Consider the following 17,679-nt stretch of genomic DNA (forward strand, 5'->3'; position numbering starts at 1 on the left):
GTTTGTTGTCCGATAATTCAGAAAATATACTAAAATAGGGTAATAAGTACTAAAAAACACGACATCCATTAGACCTGCTCTGATGGATGTCGTGCGGTATTTCCTTTATGTGGTTGTTGCTGATCAGTCGATTCATTGTGCACCATTACAGTTGTTTCTGATTCGGACTCGTTGTCTTTGCTGCGTGCCAACAATTCTTCACGATGACTGTAAGTTGCTTCTTCACGCTTAGAGCTTGCTTTGCCCAATGAGAAAATAACAGCCATTCCAAACACAAAACCGCCTGTTATTAAAGCCCACATATACTCCACCTCTTTTTAAGTAAACCAGTTGCTGTCATGATTGCACTTCTCCTTACAATTGCCATTATTCTTTCTGATTTAATCCATTTTACGCTTAATCCAGACCAAATACTAGATTCATATGTACCAGTAATACGGAATAACATAAACCTTTCAGCTTAAATTCAAACTATTTTTTGTCAATATTCTATTTTATATTTCTTTTTATTGTATTTACTTTCTTATAATCCCATAAATTACAAAACACCATATAAATCAGTACACTTAATCCCACACCAGAGCTATCGATCAAAACGTCTCTAACTTCTCCGCTGCGCCCTTCTATAAACAATTGATGAATTTCGTCAGTTACCGCAAACAAGACACTCAATCCAAAACTTAACATCAACTGTTTAACGCCTCTAAAACCGCTACTTCTCCAAGCATTTAAACTCAATAAACCAAGTAAGAAATAGGCGATAAAATGGGCATTTTTACGAATAAACGTATGAAAGCTTTCGATATCAATATCTAGTTGCGGTGCTACTCCATCGATAAAATTTAACAATGCTGCGACGATACCAGAACTTAAGTGGCTAGAAGCTGAACCTGGTTGATGAGAAAGATAAAAAATGATAGCCATCCAGGAAAAGACTGCAATCCATGAAACAAGTTTATTTACTTTCATATGACAAATCCTTTTCTATTATAATCGTTTCTACTCTATGAATCTTATTATAGCATCCTTCAAAAAAGTAGTAACTGAGAGAGTTCTAAATCCCAATGCCTTTCCTATACAAAATTAAAAGAGAAGTTGCTATAAGACGCAAACTTCTCTCATTCATACACGATTGGGTATCGATATCAAGTCAATTTCCGACTAAATTTAATGGTTTAGAACGATAAGCTGGAAAAGACACCTTATCTTTATCCACCCAAACAACCTTACACAATAAATCGTATACTTTTTGGTTCCAAATTTTATAACTTACATAGAATGGAAATTCAGTGTTTTTCCCGAATTGCTTTTTAAAAAGATATAACGAATCATCAGGGTTGCCTGTTAAACCACCACCTTCATGAATTAGCTCCATGCCATGTTCTTTCCCCCATAATACTAAAGCGTATCTCATCACAAAAGCTGATGATAAACATTGATGTTCCTGTGTAGTTCCTGATAAATGAATATGAATAAACTTCTCATAAACAAAGTTTAAACCACTAGCAATTACTTTCCCTTCATAGAGGACTTCTACAACAATAATATTCTTACCAAATGATTTAAGAAGACCATTAAAGTATGCGTCATCAAAATAATAAATTGATGTTGCGTCTCTTCTTTTCATTGTTTCATAATAGAGTCGTTTAAAATTTTCTAAGTCAGGAGGATCAACAATTATACGGTATTCAACACCTGCGTTTAAAGCTTTTTGAATACTTTTTTGCTTTGACCTCGAGAACTCTGATTTAATTGGATCTTCATAATCTTTTAAGTTTGTTCCGGTGGTAAAGCGACGAAACGTCAATTCATAACAACCTTCAAAATCTTTAGCGTTTGAGAACAAAGGATGAAACCGGACAAACTCACAGATAATATTTTCGTTTTGACAGTATTCCTTAAAAGCATTTTGAAAAGCTTGAACTAATTCAGATTTATGTGCTTCTTCACAATCGATAATACGTGGACCTCCGTATCCATATGGAGTTGTAATATCGTAGAAAACTTCTTCAGTCATGTTCATAGAAATGGGCCTCTTAATGAATAAGTGGTTGACCTTTCCAAGTGGATGTTGAAACTCAAAAACTTCGCAAACACCATTTTCAATCTGTTCATATAAGCGACCGTAATCTTTTTCAAAATAAATATCTCTCAACTTGTAGATGCCTCCTCAACACTTTTTGTAAGCGCTCCATTATTTTTAGATACAAATTTCCATTCACTTACAAATTCGATTCTGCTATCACTTATTTTAGCACAAAATAATTATAAATCTACAAATTAATTTTTTTTTTAGAATATTCAGTATTTTAATATTAGTAAGAAATTTATTTAAACTAAATTGATTCTAAAGAGATAGCAATAATTTCATAATTAATAATAAATACCTATTTAAGTGTTTATTTTATACATATATTTACTTGCGATAACTTTATATTACTATTTTTCACAAAAAAGATTTGTTGTACATATGCAGAAATATGAGGTGAAATGAAAAGTATAAATTCGTTTTAAATCTTTTATTTCTAATTGGTATTTGTCTTTCACTTTCGAGTGTAAAAGCAGAATCGAACTATACGGACAATCGCTTCGGCAATTTTAAACTTCTACCTGCCACTCAAACTTCATCAAATTTACTGATGGGGACACCACTACGTTTTATTTTGGAGTATTATGGCTTCAAAATGGGTTGGAACGAAGAGGCTACTGTTGTTCCTATCAGCTCTTCGAAAACAACTCCGTAGATATTCCCGTATTGATGTATCATATTTTGATTCCAGGTCGAAATGACTCTATTAGTGTCGATCCGGTCCGGTTCAAAGAACAAATGCTCTCTTTAAAGTCAGCTGGCTACACGAGTATCACTAAAGAGGAATTACTTGCTCATTTAGAAACCAATGCCCCATTGCCTGATAAATCGGTGCTAATTACGTTTGACGACGGCTATATTAGTAATTACACAATTCCCTTTCCGATACTAAAAGAGCTAAACATGAAAGCAAGTATTTATGTGATTGCAAGTCGCATTTTCGAAACCAATGGCGGTACTGCTGGTGAATATGAAAAGTTTTCTTGGCAGCAAGCTAGAGCAATGACGGGAACGATGAGTATTCAAAGTCATACATGGGATTCTCATTCCAAACAGCCCGATTTCCAGCAGCAAGACCGTGGACTCATTACAAGCCGCTTGTTTACAGATAACAAATTAGAAACACAGCAAGAGTCTGAAGATCGTACATTTACGGATTTATATACAGCTAAAAATACCATCGAGAAAAATGTTGGTACTGAAGTTGTCGCAATTAGCTATCCATACGGTGAGTACACGGCCGATACAATTCGTCTAGCAAAAAAAACAGGCTATAAAATGGCTTTCACCATTCATACTGGGACCAATACTCAAAATTCATCGCCTTTCGAATTAAAACGAATCACTGCTGACGGTATGTATTCTGGTCAGGAATTGATTCAACTCATTGAATCCGATTAAAAAGCAGCGACCAAGGAATAATGGTCGCTGCTTTTTTAATGTGTATTTACTTTCATTATTTTTCATTGATAAAGGATTCTTTTAACTTCTCCTCAAAGAGCTTCAACAACCGCTCTCTTAATTCAGGACGCTTTAAAGCAAACTCAATCGTTGTCTCAATAAAGCCAAATTTTTCACCAACATCAAATCGGCGTCCGTCAAACTCATAAGCATAAACCTCTTGGACTTCATTGAGTTTTTGGATGGCATCTGTCAGTTGAATTTCACCACCGGCACCAAGTTCGTGTTGTTCAAGAAACTCGAAAATTTCGGGAGTTAAAATGTAACGACCCATAATTGCGTAATTTGAAGGTGCAGTTCCTGCCGGTGGTTTCTCTACAAAATTATCGACTTTGATCAATTTTCCTTCAATTGAAATCGGGTTGATAATACCGTAGCGATGCGTTTCGTCTTCTGGAACTTGCTTAACGCCGATGACACTTTTACCAGTCGATTCGTTTTGTTTCATTAATTGAGCTAGACAAGGTTCTTCGTTTTCTACAATATCATCACCTAATAGGACAGCAAAAGGCTCGTTACCGATAAATCGGCGCGCAGACCATATCGCATGACCAAGACCAAGTGGTTCTTTTTGACGGATATAGTGAATTTCCACATTGGAAGTTTCTAAGACGGAATCCAGCATATCGATTTTTCCTTTTTTAAACAAATTGTCTTCCAATTCGAAAGCATGATCGAAATGATCTTCAATGGCACGCTTACCCTTACCTGTAACAATAATAATGTCCTCGATGCCAGAAGCGATTGCCTCTTCGACTATGTACTGGATTGTCGGCTTATCAACGATGGGCAACATTTCTTTTGGCATAGCTTTTGTCGCCGGAAGAAATCGTGTACCAAGACCCGCAGCAGGAATGATTGCTTTTTTCACTCGCATCTTTTCACCTTCTTATCCTTAGTTTTCAGTTATCTACTGTTTAATAATAACATTTTTCTATTATAAAGCTAATATTTAAAAAAGTCCCGATAGTAAATATACTTTTAATTACTAAATTTAATTAAAAATTTTGTAAAATTAGTAAAAAATATTTACATATATGTTAATATAAATACATCGAATGACCTTGTTTGTTTTCATTTTTTTATTTTTTTCACAAAAAACTGTATCGTTTTACTCTGTACCACATAAAGGAAGTGTAAATTAGTTGAATGTTTCACCATTATCCTATGACTCTGTGTTAATCGTTATTTCGATTATTATTGTATTTTGCTCTTTTTTTATCACGTTGAACATTAACAACACTCGATTTGAGGCCGTTGGAAAAGCAAGAGTCAAATGGATTTTGTTTAGTACTCTCGTTATGGAACTTGGAATATGGTCAATTCAATTTATCGGCATTGCAGCTTTACCGGTGGATTTGCCTTTGACTACAACACTCCTTCCAACGAGCAGTAATTATGTAGATTATATTATTGGTATGATCATCGTGATGACTTTACTAGTCTCTATATTCAATCTACATAGCAACAAAGTAAAACTGTTAGCTGATGAATATACACGTCAATTTGATTCTCTTATCGAAACCGCAACGGATGGTATTGTCGTAACCGACGCCAATGGCATTATTACCCAATGGAACCAAGGTGCTGAGTCTCTTTTCGGTTACGATAAAGATGAAGTAATCGATCAAAATGTCTGTATCATCTTTCCTGACGATTATCCCGGTACTTGTAGTCACGAGCTTGTCGGACAAATTCGTGAACTTATAGGCTTAAAAAAAGACGGCAGCCAATTTCCAGTTGAATTATCCACAGGTTTTTGGGAAACAGTCAGAGGTGATTATCATAGCTTAATCTTTCGGGACATTACCGATCGGAGAAATAGCGAGGAAAAAATCAGTAATTTAGTTTATTTGGATTCGCTGACGGGCTTACCAAATCGCCGCTTATACAACGATCGACTTGAGTCCACGCTTGATCAAGCAATTGATACCAGTACGATTCACACGGTTTTGTATTTAGATCTTGATCAATTTAAGCTAATAAATGACACGTATGGACACCAAACGGGTGACCAGCTATTGATAGAAGTGGCTCACCGGATTAAGTCCTGTATTAGTAAAGCTGACACGCTTGCAAGGCTTGGTGGTGATGAATTCATTTTGTTGCTACCCAATAGTAATTACACTAAAGCAGAAGCCATCGCGCGAAAAATTTTAAACGTCTTGAACCACGCCTTTTTACTAAACGACGAAGAAGTATTCATCACGCCCTCAATCGGTGCAAGCTTGTTTCCAGCAGATGGTACGGATTCTGAAACTTTAATCAAAAATGCCGACATTGCCATGTATCGTGTTAAAGAAGAAGGCAAAAACAACTTTCAATTTTTCACGTCTGACATGAACGACTTGATCTCTCGCAAATCTAAAATCGCCATGAGCATCCGGAAAGGATTAGAGCTTGGTGAATTTTCTGTTCACTATCAACCACAAATCGATATAGAAACCGAACGCATTATTGGAGTAGAAGCACTTGTTCGTTGGAACCATGCCAAGTTAGGTCCGATTTCACCTGCTGAGTTTATACCGATTGCTGAAGAAAACGGCATGATTCTCCACATCGGTGAGTTTGTTCTTCGGACGGCTTGTCAACAAACAAAAGCTTGGCAAGATGCTGGCGTTGAACCTTTCCGAGTAGCCGTCAATATTTCTGCCAAGCAATTTTCACAAGGCAATATTTCTGAAGTAATTACTTCGGCTTTAGAAGATGCACAGTTAGCACCGGAATTTCTTGAACTTGAACTGACGGAAAGTCTGATTCAAGGCGCCACATCCGCCATTACTAAAATGCAGGAATTAAAAGCAATGGGCATCCATTTATCTATAGATGATTTTGGTACTGGCTATTCTTCCTTGAGTTATTTAAAGTTGTTCCCTATCGATAGTTTGAAAATTGATCAATATTTCACACGTAATATTAACAAAGATGCTAAAGATGCCGCTTTAGTCGATACTATTATTCAAATGGCGCGCAATTTGGGATTGAACGTTATTGCAGAAGGTGTAGAAACGTTAGACCAACTAGTTTACTTAAAAAATAAGCGTTGCAATCAAGCACAAGGCTATTATTTCCAAAAGCCATTATTGCCTGAGAAAATTGAAGAATTGTATTCTAAAGTCTAATTTAATAGCCCATGCCGGAAGTTGAATTTCCGGTACGGGCTATTTTATTTGCTATCTAGCATTTTTGATAAAGGATGAATGCCCAAACTTTGAATGATTAAGGATAAAATAACAACTGAAAAACTGAGCGAAATTAGTTCGCTTGCGATCTCGCCGTTTCCCATGGCTCCTAGTTGCAGCAGTAAGAACACCGACATGGACCCACGTATGCCAGACCAAGAAATAAGCAATGCTTTTTTCCAAATAGCGCTATGTTGCTTACCTGCTAATAATTTAAAGCTACTGCCGACTACGACAAAGCGAATGGCAATACTCGCAAATAAAATCAAAATCGCTAGTATCCAATTGTCCCATGATAAGTATTTCGTGGCTTCGATACCAATTAGTAAAAACAATAATGCGAGCAGTGAAGGTTCTACCACGCTCCAAAATCCTGATAACGCTTCGCGGTAATGATCTTCTTTATTGATATGTGAAAACTCCCACGACAACATAATACCTGCTGAAACAGTCGCTAATACACCTGAAAACCCAAAGCTTTCTGCCAGTTGGAACGCACCGTAAGCGAGTACAATGCTGAGCATCACTTGGTAATCCTTGTGATGCGTAATGTGAACGGCCTTACTTAATAGCCATCCGACTGTAATGCCTAGAATCACACCACCTGCAGAAACATAAAGAAATTCACCTAATGCAGCAAAAACATCCAGTGATTCGGATTGCAAATACATCGCTGACAACACACTAAACAACACAATGCTCGTGCCATCATTAATCATCGATTCCCCATCAACAATATCCGCAATATTTTTGTCAGGTGATGATTTTTTCAAAATGGATACGACAGAAGCTGGGTCTGTAGGTGCCAAAATTGCAGCAGCCACAAACGCTCCTGCTAATGAAATCGAAAAGAACCATCCACCAATCCAATAAATAGCCAGTCCCACTAGGACAACCGTTAACCCAAGTCCAACCGTGCTTAACAAGCCAATAATACCTGCATTTTTTCGCAAAGCTTTTGCCGAAAACTGATAAGCAGATACAAAAAGTAAACCTGGTAAAAAGACATCATAAATCAAGGTCTCAGTCACTTTGACGTCTGCAAAATAAGGGATAAAAGATAAGCCAATACCAATTAATACGAGCACAACCGGTACTGGGAAGTTTTCTTGTTTTTTATCAATGGTGAATACTAAATAACCTATGCACAATAAAGTTGTCACGAGTGCAGCCGACAATGCCATCCCCCCAAAAGTAAAACGTCCGTAGGTACCCAAGTTCCCGTAAAGCGAATCTATCAAACAAAACAACCGGACCGTCTAGTAGTTACGGTCCGGTTGTTTCTATATTGACAGGAAAAAATTTAAAAAATACTTCTATTTATATGTTCTTTATTTTGCAGTTTGTTTTTCTTGCAGCAGGCCGTCTTCTTTTAAACGACGTTTAACTTGTAAATAGGACATGACATCTGCCAACTCTTCTTCACTTAATGGATGATCGTCTACTACTAAATTCACCGAATTTAAATCAGCTAGTTGTATAAAATCAAGCTTATTCGTCGGTTGATTGCGTTCCAATATAAAATCTACAGGAACTTCAAAATAATCGGCTAGCAATTGTAAATGGGAAACCCTCACTTGCTTTTTGCCACTTTCATAACCCCAGACTACGGATTTGGCAATGCCTAATTTTGAAGCTAAATCATCCACGCTCAAGTGATGACTTTCTCTTAACTCTCTTATTTTTTGTCCTATTCTCTCCATTTTATCGCCTCCTTTATTTCTGTATTGGCTATATCTCCTATATTACCCCGCTCAAACTCGCTAGCAAACTTGTAAAGTAGCGCTATAGTTGATTTCGAAGCTAAATACCTATAAAAAATCTGAAATTTCAACTAATTAAGATTCAAGTTGTGGTAAAATTGAATTAATACAGAAGTGAAAGGTGGGTATTAGGATGTTAAAAAAATTGATTTACTTATTATTGATTGCCCTCATATTCATCGTAATCACTGGTGAAAGAAATTTAAACAGTATTCAATTATCCGACGAAAGTGCACTTCATACGAAAACGGTTGAAACACAGTCCTTGCCTAGTAGCTTTTCTACTAAGCTAACATCTGGTAAACCTGTGACAATTGTTTTCCTAGGAGATTATGTCACATCAGACGATTCCTTGCCCGATGGTAATTTGAATCATGTCGGCTTGTTAGCCAGTTGGTTTAACAAAAATTATCCGGATCAAGTAAAAATTATCAATGCGGGCATGAACGCAAATACCGTCTCTCATATGAAAAAAAGAATCGAAACTGACGTCATTAAACATGCACCTGATTTAGTCGTGATTTCTGCAGGTTTAAATGATGCATTAGGCGCTTGGAAAATTCCAGTAAAAGAGTACGCCGCCGATTATCAAGTGATTATTGATGCAATCCTTGACTCTAGTGATACGGAAGTCATTATTCGAACGCCAAATCCAACGACTTCTGCTGAGGACAACGTAAAAATGCAGATTTATATAGAAGCAAGCCGTGAACTCACAACCCAAGATAGCGTTTACTTATTTGATTTTTATCAAGTAATGGCCGATGATGTTCATGCCAAAAATATTTCTCAACTTGATTTGATGCAAAACAAGTTGCATCCGAATATTAGAGGTCAAACTTACTTATCCGAACAGTTTAAATTGTACTTTACTTCAGAGATAATCAAACCATGATAAAAGCGTCTCGTGATCAATTGATCGCGAAACGCTTTTTCGAATTTATTTTACTAATAGGTTTCTAGCTTCTCTAAATTCTTTAATATGGTGATCGAGGATATGGCCGTTTTCAATGACCACAGAATTGCGAATCATGTCCGTCCAATTGCCTTCGACAAAACGATCGACCATCGGCGAAAACCCTTCACTCAACACTTTAGTCACCGTGTGCGGGAACATCGCTGGCGTGTTGTCTACTGTGTAGTGAATAATACCGTCTATTGTATAAACAGGATCATCAATTGTCGACGGGCGAGACGTTTCAATTTCCATGTTCGGGTCGCAACTCACATCAATAATCATCGCGCCTTTTTTCAAGCGTTTCAAATCTTCTTTGTAGATGATGCGGTCGGTACGTGTCGTATCCCACATTACGCAGTTTACAAGGACATCGTAATTGACCATGTTTTTAATAAACAATGACTCTAACTTACGTCCGTAAACATCGACATCAGCGCCTAAGCCGTGAAGAATGCGCAGCACGCCTTTTGTGGTATGACCGTTTCCAAGAACCGCTACTTTTGTTTCATACGGCATTTTTCCGACATATTGGTACGCTTGCAAAACTGCTGCTTCCCCAGCAACTTCTCGGTTGCGATAGAAAATATAACGACCATCTTCGAACATTTCTTCCCAAGCCACCACTGTATGGTCACCCGCAAGAACAGAATCCGTAAATGCGATATCTTGTACGGCATGAGCCCAACCAATTAATAATTTCCCAGGTGTTAATTGATCAAAATAATCTGCGTTTCCTAGTTTCACATCAACAATAGCGTCACATTTCAATACTTCTTCGCGAGACACAAATTGCGCGCCAGAAACTTCATATTCTGCGTCTGAATAACCAAGCGCATCGCCATAGCCCACTTCAAAAAACAATTGTTCAATGTTTTTGATGTTCGGCATATCTTTCGGCAAAAGCGCTCTTCGTTTTTCATTGTTTTTATGACTGATGACAAATCCTATCGTGTAAATAATAAAACCTCCAATTAATGAAATCTGTAACTCTTGGTCCGCATATAATAGGCATGTCCTAGAACAGCGACCGAACAACATTCAATAATTGTTTTCGCATGCCTCTTCCGAAAAGCTGACCTACTCTGCATCATACCATATTCCGGAAACATTATAAGTACTTTGTAATGATGATTGAAAATAAACATAGTACGTGTGTACAGATGTATTATAAATTTATTGTTGATGTAAGAAATCATTTGATAACTGTATGAAAATATTTCAAGAAAAATACTCCCATAACCGTGTTGGTATTGGGAGCATTTCTTACTCTTTGTAAACAAGCTGGCTTTTTAATGCTTTCACTAAATATTCCATATCCTCAAGGGTATAACGCTGATCACAAGGCAGAGGCAAAATGTTAGCAGCGTATTGATATTCAATGCTGGTCTTTGGACAATCTGCAAGAACATTTGGCCACAACAGCGGAATGTAGATGTTCTCTTGCACTAACCTTTTTCGAATCGTTGGGCCGTCTTCGACCAAAAGCGGATAGGCAAACGCGCCATCTGGCATCGTCAATGGCAAAGGGTTTTCCGCTCCTAACTGCTCATGTAAATAAGTATAGTTTTCATTGCGAACGAGACGTGCACGTTCATAATCTATAGCGCCCATTAAGTTGCTTGTCAATTTAGACATAGTACGAAGTGACACTTCAGAAAGGCCATCGTTCATCACAATAAAATCAGCATAATAGTCGCTAGCTTTTCCTTCCGCTCGGCCAAGTACATGAACCATGCGATCTTTTGAAATGTCTTGTTCAAGTTTTTCAGAAAGCATGGCATCGGTAGCTAAATAAGCGCCGTCCGGAACGCCAAAAAATTTGCGACAAGAATAAATAGTGTCAACGCCTTCAATTGGTTTTTGGAAAAAGGCTTGGCTATGATCTAAAATCAGCTGACTGTACCTTTCTTTTAATGCGCGCGTTTTTTCTTCTGTAATTTGGCCATATAAATTTACGACATATAAGTACTCGCCTAGCGCTAACTGCTTGTCAAAAATCGGATGGAACTGAGAATCTACATAATAATATTCATATTCATAGCCGTGTTTATCTAACAATATACTAACGCAATCACATAAATAATAAGGAATGTGTATTTTTTTAATTTGACGTGCTTTTAATAAATACAGCAACGCATTGCTGCCGCTATTAAGAGCTAGCAAATCACTGTAAAACTCGTTATCCACCAAATCCTCTAAACCAAAATAGCCACCGATTTCTTTCATAGTAGATCTCCCTTTCAACGGACCCATTTGGGCTGACCGCACCTGAATAGTTGTTAACCGCACCTTTTGTGACCAAGACCGCACCTCAGCCAGTGATTTCCGCACCTTGCAGCAACTTTTCCGCACCTTCTCGGCTAAAAAGTGCACCTCACGAGGAAAATCATACGCTCATGCTAGCTTAGTTTATGGGAATTGAAGATTTCATGCTCCGATAAGCAGGAAATGAATCGGTATCGTTTGAATTGTTATGAGCTTGACATAATCGTTCGTACGCAGACTGATTCCAAATTTTTTGACCAATATAATACGCTAAATCTTCATTACGCCCGAATTTCTTTTTAAAAAGATAAAGTTTATCATCCACTTGTCCTGTTCGTCCCCCGCCGTGATGAATTAGCTTTTTACCATGCTCTTTCCCCCAAAGGGCAAGTGCATATTGTAAAATATAAGCCGGTGCAAACTGATGAAACTCCTGACGCGTACCAGTAAGATGAACGTGGATATAATCTCCATAAACGAAGTTCAAACTCATGCCAATCACCTTGTCTTCAAAACTTACTTCAACAACTACTAAATAGTCGCCAAGCTTATCGATACAACGCTGAAAATATGCATCATCGAAATAGTAAATTATTTCTGCAGCATTTCGTTGCATGGTAGAATAATATAGCTCTTTAAAATTTTTCAAGTCTTTTGGGTGATCAATCACACGGTATTCTACACCTGCTTTCAAGCCATGCCGGATGTCCCTTCTACTCGAAGCGGAATACTCTGTGAGAATAGGGTCAGCTACATCCGCGAGTCGGGTCTGAATCGTATACCGCTTAAAACTAAGGGAATATGAATTCAGAAAATCTAAGTGATTTCTAATAACGGGATGAAAGCGAACAAATTCAGAAACTATCCCATTCTCGAGACAATATTCTCCAAAATTCTGCTCAAAAGCAGTTACCAGTTCCTCTTTATCTTCACTTCTTCCCTTAACAATTCGCGGTCCCCCATAACCATATGGCGTGACGAGATCATAAAAAACTTGATTGTCTAACTTGATCGGAATTTCACGTTTGATAAATAAATGCCGGACAACCCCTAATGAATGTTGGAATACAAACTCTTCGCAATAACCACCTTCGATTTTTTCATACAACTGTGCATATTCTTTCTCAAAGTAAATGTCTTCATTCATAGGACCTCTCCCTTAGAATTAAACTTATCCATTTTTTTCAATATTTAATGCTTCTTTTGTTATTTTATCATTAAAATTACTAAAAAAACAGATAATTAAGAAAACTTTTGGTGATTATAAAAAACGCTACCCAATTGGGTAGCGTTTTTTTCTATTTATCCATTTTCTTGAAATACAGCAAGTGGTAACAATGCACTCACAATATATTGTCCAGCATCCACGATTTCGGAAATTTTCAAATCGACGCAAACGCTTGATAATAGGTATGCATCTTTTGGTTCAAGTCCGTAATTGCTAGAGATATGATCCACCATTGCACGGATGGCGTCGCGTGACGCTTCCATTAAATCAGGTCCCACACCGGTCGTACCATAAAAGCCTCGATGGTCGACTTTCGGGGTTAGTGCACCAGCTGTTTGAAATTGTGGAGCGGGAATCGATTTGCCTTTGATTAGACGAAATTTCAGTGATGCTTGCATCGGACATTCAAGGGCGGTCACACAAACTTCTCCATCCCCTTGCGCTGCATGGGCATCCCCGCAGCTAAACATCGCACCCGCCACTTGCACAGGTAAATACAATTTTGTTCCGACAGTCAAATGTCTCGTGTCCATATTGCCACCAAATGTTCCGGGTGGCATAATCGTTTCTCCATCGGCATTTTCTGGACCGACACCCATTGTGCCAAGAAAAGGAGCGATTGGCACTTTGATGGTTTCATTGAAATGAATAAATTGTCCATCGCTCAAATCGAAAGTCCTTAAGTAGGCATCTGGAAATTCTTCCGGCAATAGCCCGAGCCCTGGCAGGATTGCCATCCATCCCCAGTCTCCCGGTTCTAGCTCGACAATTTCGACTTCCAATGTGTCACCCGGTTCTGCCCCGCGAATTTCGACCGGTCCTGCGAGCGGGTATACTTTTGCCCAGTCGAGTGTATCAATGTCTTTAGTCGTAGAGCTTTTAGTAAACTGATTGTCGGCCACTTCTCGCGTAGAAAAATCCACTTGCTCTCCACTGTCGATGGTCAATACCGGCTGTGGATTCTTGTCCCATGTATAATGCACGCGGTCTTCCGGAAACTTATGTCTATTGGTCACGTATTGTCATCCTTTCTAGATGGATCGTTATTTTGGCTTCATTTTAATTCATATGGAATACTTTCCAAACTTTAAAACCGTTTACATACCATAAAACAAGGAAAGCGCATGCTGCGCTTTCCGCTTTAAAGTTGCATTCTTATCCCGATTTATCTATGTCTATATAAATCAGGTTTCTGGCCATTCATTAACTCCAATTTCTCGATTGCGAAAGCGACGTTCAAAACTTTTTCTTCTTGGAAAGCCGGACCCATGATTTGCAAACCTATTGGCATTCCGTCCCGAACGCCGCAAGGAATACTGAGTGATGGCAAGCCCGTTAGATTGCCTGGTCCAGTAAAGCGAATGACTTCATCTAGAAAACTCAGCGTTTGTCCGTTGATATCTACAGTGCTTTCGCCAAGTGCTGGCGGCAAAAAAGGCAATGTCGGTGAAATGAGTACATCTACTTTTTCAAAAGTTGCCGCGAACTCGAGATTCAGCTTGCGACGAATTTGTTGAGCCTGTACATAATCCACACCAGACATTAGCTCACCCATTTCCAATAATAAGCGGACATCATCGCCAAATTTCTCTGGCTGTTTGACCAAATTATCGTGATGAATCGCGCTTGCTTCGGTCGTGATGGTGACGAGCTCCGCAAATTCAGCTTGCGCAAGCGAGGGGATTTGGACCACTTCGATTCGTGCTCCTAGCTTCTCTAGTTGTTTCAAAGCTTTTTGTACGGCTTCATCCACTCGATTGTCGACATTTTTGAAAAAATAACCTTCCTCAATGCCAATTACCAGCCCTTTAACATCTTCATTCAATTGGCCTGAATAGTTTTGTGTTGGCCGGTCAACCGAAGTCGGATCTTTCGGATCATAGCCACCGAGCACTTCCAACAAAAGCGCAGCATCAAAGACCGTTTTCGTCATCGGTCCGATATGATCGAGACTCCAAGACAAGGGAAAACAGCCATATTTACTAATACGGCCATGTGTCGGCTTTAAACCAATAATGCCACAACTCGATGCCGGAATCCGGATGGAGCCCCCCGTGTCTGTCCCAAGAGAAGCAATTGACATATCTGCTGCCACCGCGGCAGCAGAACCCCCACTTGACCCGCCTGGAATCCGATTCAAGTCCCATGGGTTTCTGCAAGCACCGTAATGCGGATTGGTAGTGGTGGCTCCCCAGGCATATTCGTGCATATTGAGCTTGCCATGAAAAGTCACTCCCGAGAGCTTGAGCTTTGAAACGACCGTCGCATCAAAGTCAGCAATAAATCCTTCATGGATTTTCGAACCCATCGTTGCTGGTTCGTCTTTAAAATACAAAATATCTTTTAATGCCATTGGAATACCGTGCAAAAACCCCCGATAATTGCCACTTTGAATTTCCTGCTCTGCCTCTTTTGCCGATTTTATCGCCTTTTCTTTGTCTATGCGGATAAAGGCATTGATGTCGTGGTCATAAGTATCCACATTCGCCAAGACCGATTCAGTCAATTCAACCGGCGATATTTGTTTATCGCGCAGTTTCGGTGCGAGTTCTCCAATCGATAATGCGGCTAATTCTTGAGTCACAGACGCTCACCTCCCGGCATATGCGTCAGTGCCATATCAAAATCCTTTAGTTGCGAATTGTCGACCGTTTCTCGTAATTTTTGTAACGCCTTCATTTGCTGCGCAAGTATTTCTTGATGCACTTCCGACACTTGAATACCCCGTTCCTTTAAAATGCTATGAATGCCTTGAGCCAATGAAAATCCCCCCGTTCAGATAATAGTAAACCGTCTGAGATTCTGGGTTGTCTATCGTCAGTTTATCATATTTAATGGATAATTCAGATTTTCTAAACATAAATTTAATAAAACCTTGTCGTCCAAGAAATTCTCTTAAAATACAAGATTATGGGTATTTTCAACATCAAACTCGCTGTTACTGCCGGATATCTTCCCGGTTCGAAACGAGAGCCGCTTGTCCTTCTGCTAATGAATCCGCTTGGCGCAATTCACCAAAATCAAGACCGGTTAGCTCTTCAATTTTTGTAACCGGTACTTGATAGGTTTGGAACTGACCGTAAACAAATTCCAAATCACCAACAATCAAATTTTCTTGTGTTTGTAAATAAGCGGTCGCTGACAATTCGGTGCCGTTTTTTACCATGACTGCCACTTTCCAAAACTGATTTGGAATTTGCGCTCCTCGGTACGTGCGGTCAGTGTCTCGGAACACCGGTCCTGTGAAAATCGACACTTTCATATCGTAGTCGCGTGCGTTCTCGAGCAAATAATCTTCTAAGTCGAGCCATACTTTTTGATTGAAATTTTTATGTTGCGGCGAACTATTGGTAAAATGGAATGTGTGTTCATTGGCTTTCACGGCATCAATGCCCCAATTGGGATCCCGGCGTCGCACGAGATGACCGCGGTCGATATCGTTCGATTTATAGAATTCATTTCCCAACTGGTACGCTTTATCGATTCGCGGATCAAAATACCAGCGATCGTTTCGTCGTTTGACATCAACGAGTTGATCGCCATCAATATTTACGGCCGTGAAAAAAGCAAGACGACGCGACTTGCTCATCGCGACCGAAAAGTGGGTATAATCGAGTGCCTCTTTGCCGTCCTTCGTTGTCGCTAAATCCTTTTTCATCTCTTCATCAAATTGTGGCAATGGAACAATGAAATCCGGACCTAAAAATTCACTGTTATAACCTGTAGCTTCTGCATACCAATCCGCGTCCAAGACGCCTACTTCCATCGGAGTTGTCGTTGATCCGGGCATGACAACTGATAGTAAATAATCGAGCATTTTGCGTGCTTGCTCTGTTTCTAGACTGCTGCGCTTTTCACTCAAGTGCTGAATAATTGAGCTAATGCGGATGCCTTCATTGGCAATCCATTGGTTGCTGTCGTTTGGATCTGGTATGCCCGCATGGTGTAATGCGACAACCATCCACTGATCATTGAAAACAGGTGAACCTGATGAACCAGGTTCGGTATCGCTTACATAATGGACAAAATCAGATGAGATAAATTTGACTTCATTTTCACGAATGGTAATGGCTTTTGGACCGCCTTTTGGATGTTGAATGATAGTGACATATTCACCTTCCAAAATCTTCCCGGGCTTTGGCAGTAACGGCAAATAACCGAAAGTTGCGAGCGGCACTGTATTCATATTATGAGATTCTACTGCGACTAACGTGAAATCTAGCGCTTCGTCGGTAATAAATAATAGCTCCGGATCCAATCGGAAACTAATGATGTCGCGTGGCATAAAATGAACATCGTCTTCATAATTAAATTCCGCCACTGCATACATCGCCGCTTCAGCCGTTTCTAGTACATGGTTATTCGTAAGTAAAAGATTCGGTCCTACGAGAAATCCAGTTCCGTATCCTTCAAGTTGCCCTGAACGACCACGAATTGAAATGCGGCAAACTGCTTTACTGACATCAAGTCCTGCCTGCAAATGTGCAATCGGAAACAAATCGCTTTTGTTGATAATGCGCTCAATCGCCAAATTGTCGTGGTGATTGATAATGCTCGACCGCGTCATCATTTTTTCTTCTGAAGCTGCTGCATATTTTTCGGCTTTGTGTTCTTTATCAAATTTCAAATATCGTTGTAAGGCTTCTTGCTGAATTTTGTCCATTTTATTGACCACTAAATTCATCCCCTTTTATGAGTGTGTTTATCTATTTCTGGTCATATTTTCATTTTAT

Annotated in this window: 16 protein-coding genes; 3 read left to right on the forward strand and 13 right to left on the reverse strand. The window is 39.1% G+C overall.

The genetic code is table 11. The features are described 5' to 3' along the window. Positions 1-68: 68 nt before the first annotated feature. The 3 genes from MLE13_RS13625 to MLE13_RS13635 all read right to left on the reverse strand — a co-directional run bounded on the left by MLE13_RS13625 (position 69) and on the right by MLE13_RS13635 (position 2,155). The gene (locus tag MLE13_RS13625; RefSeq protein ID WP_240750227.1) at positions 69-302 is read right to left on the reverse strand and encodes a hypothetical protein; all 234 of its coding nucleotides are present in this window, start codon (positions 300-302) and stop codon (positions 69-71) included. A 187-nt stretch (positions 303-489) separates the two neighbouring features. Then, positions 490-969 carry a VanZ family protein gene (locus MLE13_RS13630; protein WP_240750228.1) on the reverse strand — a complete coding sequence of 160 codons (480 nt, stop codon included), beginning with the start codon at positions 967-969 and terminating at the stop codon, positions 490-492. Between the two features lie 181 nt (positions 970-1,150). After that, positions 1,151-2,155, reverse strand: coding sequence for a peptidoglycan bridge formation glycyltransferase FemA/FemB family protein (locus tag MLE13_RS13635; protein WP_240750229.1), 1,005 nt, complete (start codon positions 2,153-2,155; stop codon positions 1,151-1,153). A 603-nt stretch (positions 2,156-2,758) separates the two neighbouring features. Here MLE13_RS13635 and MLE13_RS13640 point away from each other — a divergent pair. Next, positions 2,759-3,490: a polysaccharide deacetylase family protein gene (locus tag MLE13_RS13640; protein ID WP_240750272.1), complete on the forward strand. Its 732-nt coding sequence runs from the start codon at positions 2,759-2,761 to the stop codon at positions 3,488-3,490. Positions 3,491-3,545: 55 nt separating this feature from the next. On the opposite strand, the gene galU is transcribed toward MLE13_RS13640, so the two are convergent. Next, the gene (gene galU, locus MLE13_RS13645; protein ID WP_240750230.1) at positions 3,546-4,427 is read right to left on the reverse strand and encodes a UTP--glucose-1-phosphate uridylyltransferase GalU; all 882 of its coding nucleotides are present in this window, start codon (positions 4,425-4,427) and stop codon (positions 3,546-3,548) included. A 268-nt stretch (positions 4,428-4,695) separates the two neighbouring features. Here galU and MLE13_RS13650 point away from each other — a divergent pair, with 268 nt between their 5' ends. Continuing rightward, positions 4,696-6,672: a putative bifunctional diguanylate cyclase/phosphodiesterase gene (locus MLE13_RS13650; protein WP_240750231.1), complete on the forward strand. Its 1,977-nt coding sequence runs from the start codon at positions 4,696-4,698 to the stop codon at positions 6,670-6,672. A gap of 44 nt (positions 6,673-6,716) precedes the next feature. Here MLE13_RS13650 and MLE13_RS13655 read toward each other — a convergent pair whose 3' ends face one another. Together MLE13_RS13655 and MLE13_RS13660 are read right to left on the reverse strand one after the other, a co-directional pair. Further along, positions 6,717-7,910 (reverse strand): cation:proton antiporter, encoded by a 1,194-nt coding sequence (locus MLE13_RS13655; RefSeq protein WP_240750232.1) that lies wholly within the window; start codon positions 7,908-7,910, stop codon positions 6,717-6,719. A gap of 153 nt (positions 7,911-8,063) precedes the next feature. Next, positions 8,064-8,435: a helix-turn-helix domain-containing protein gene (locus tag MLE13_RS13660; protein WP_240750233.1), complete on the reverse strand. Its 372-nt coding sequence runs from the start codon at positions 8,433-8,435 to the stop codon at positions 8,064-8,066. 193 nt (positions 8,436-8,628) lie between these two features. On the opposite strand from MLE13_RS13660, the gene MLE13_RS13665 reads away from it, so the two are divergent. Further along, positions 8,629-9,390, forward strand: coding sequence for an SGNH/GDSL hydrolase family protein (locus tag MLE13_RS13665; protein ID WP_240750234.1), 762 nt, complete (start codon positions 8,629-8,631; stop codon positions 9,388-9,390). A gap of 45 nt (positions 9,391-9,435) precedes the next feature. Here MLE13_RS13665 and MLE13_RS13670 read toward each other — a convergent pair whose 3' ends face one another. The 7 genes from MLE13_RS13670 to MLE13_RS13700 all read right to left on the reverse strand — a co-directional run bounded on the left by MLE13_RS13670 (position 9,436) and on the right by MLE13_RS13700 (position 17,621). Continuing rightward, positions 9,436-10,353 carry a N(5)-(carboxyethyl)ornithine synthase gene (locus MLE13_RS13670; RefSeq protein WP_240750235.1) on the reverse strand — a complete coding sequence of 306 codons (918 nt, stop codon included), beginning with the start codon at positions 10,351-10,353 and terminating at the stop codon, positions 9,436-9,438. Positions 10,354-10,716: 363 nt separating this feature from the next. After that, a complete protein-coding gene (locus MLE13_RS13675) occupies positions 10,717-11,679 on the reverse strand; it encodes a hypothetical protein (protein WP_240750236.1) in 963 nt (320 codons plus the stop codon). 178 nt (positions 11,680-11,857) lie between these two features. Continuing rightward, positions 11,858-12,865 carry a GNAT family N-acetyltransferase gene (locus MLE13_RS13680; protein WP_240750237.1) on the reverse strand — a complete coding sequence of 336 codons (1,008 nt, stop codon included), beginning with the start codon at positions 12,863-12,865 and terminating at the stop codon, positions 11,858-11,860. Between the two features lie 155 nt (positions 12,866-13,020). Next, positions 13,021-13,962 carry an acetamidase/formamidase family protein gene (locus MLE13_RS13685; protein ID WP_240750238.1) on the reverse strand — a complete coding sequence of 314 codons (942 nt, stop codon included), beginning with the start codon at positions 13,960-13,962 and terminating at the stop codon, positions 13,021-13,023. 149 nt (positions 13,963-14,111) lie between these two features. Beyond that, entirely contained in the window at positions 14,112-15,530 is a 1,419-nt protein-coding gene (locus MLE13_RS13690) for an amidase (protein ID WP_240750239.1), read from the reverse strand. Beyond that, entirely contained in the window at positions 15,527-15,706 is a 180-nt protein-coding gene (locus MLE13_RS13695; RefSeq protein WP_240750240.1) for a hypothetical protein, read from the reverse strand. Before MLE13_RS13695 ends, MLE13_RS13690 begins: the two co-directional genes overlap by 4 nt. A 178-nt stretch (positions 15,707-15,884) precedes the next feature. Next, complete coding sequence (locus MLE13_RS13700) at positions 15,885-17,621, reverse strand: DNA/RNA non-specific endonuclease (RefSeq protein WP_240750241.1); 1,737 nt, start codon at positions 17,619-17,621, stop codon at positions 15,885-15,887. Positions 17,622-17,679: the final 58 nt, after the last annotated feature.

It is taken from the genome of Planococcus halocryophilus (assembly GCF_022489025.1).
Lineage (GTDB): Bacteria > Bacillota > Bacilli > Bacillales_A > Planococcaceae > Planococcus > Planococcus halocryophilus_A.

What these genes read in the sequence shown, in the direction of transcription:
- MLE13_RS13680 (WP_240750237.1), bottom strand. Translation starts at nt 12,865, where the DNA reads ATGAATGAAGACATTTACTTTGAGAAAGAATATGCACAGTTGTATGAA.
- MLE13_RS13675 (WP_240750236.1), bottom strand. Translation starts at nt 11,679, where the DNA reads ATGAAAGAAATCGGTGGCTATTTTGGTTTAGAGGATTTGGTGGATAAC.
- MLE13_RS13630 (WP_240750228.1), bottom strand. Translation starts at nt 969, where the DNA reads ATGAAAGTAAATAAACTTGTTTCATGGATTGCAGTCTTTTCCTGGATG.
- MLE13_RS13625 (WP_240750227.1), bottom strand. Translation starts at nt 302, where the DNA reads ATGTGGGCTTTAATAACAGGCGGTTTTGTGTTTGGAATGGCTGTTATT.
- MLE13_RS13640 (WP_240750272.1), top strand. Translation starts at nt 2,759, where the DNA reads ATGTATCATATTTTGATTCCAGGTCGAAATGACTCTATTAGTGTCGAT.
- MLE13_RS13660 (WP_240750233.1), bottom strand. Translation starts at nt 8,435, where the DNA reads ATGGAGAGAATAGGACAAAAAATAAGAGAGTTAAGAGAAAGTCATCAC.
- MLE13_RS13665 (WP_240750234.1), top strand. Translation starts at nt 8,629, where the DNA reads ATGTTAAAAAAATTGATTTACTTATTATTGATTGCCCTCATATTCATC.
- galU (WP_240750230.1), bottom strand. Translation starts at nt 4,427, where the DNA reads ATGCGAGTGAAAAAAGCAATCATTCCTGCTGCGGGTCTTGGTACACGA.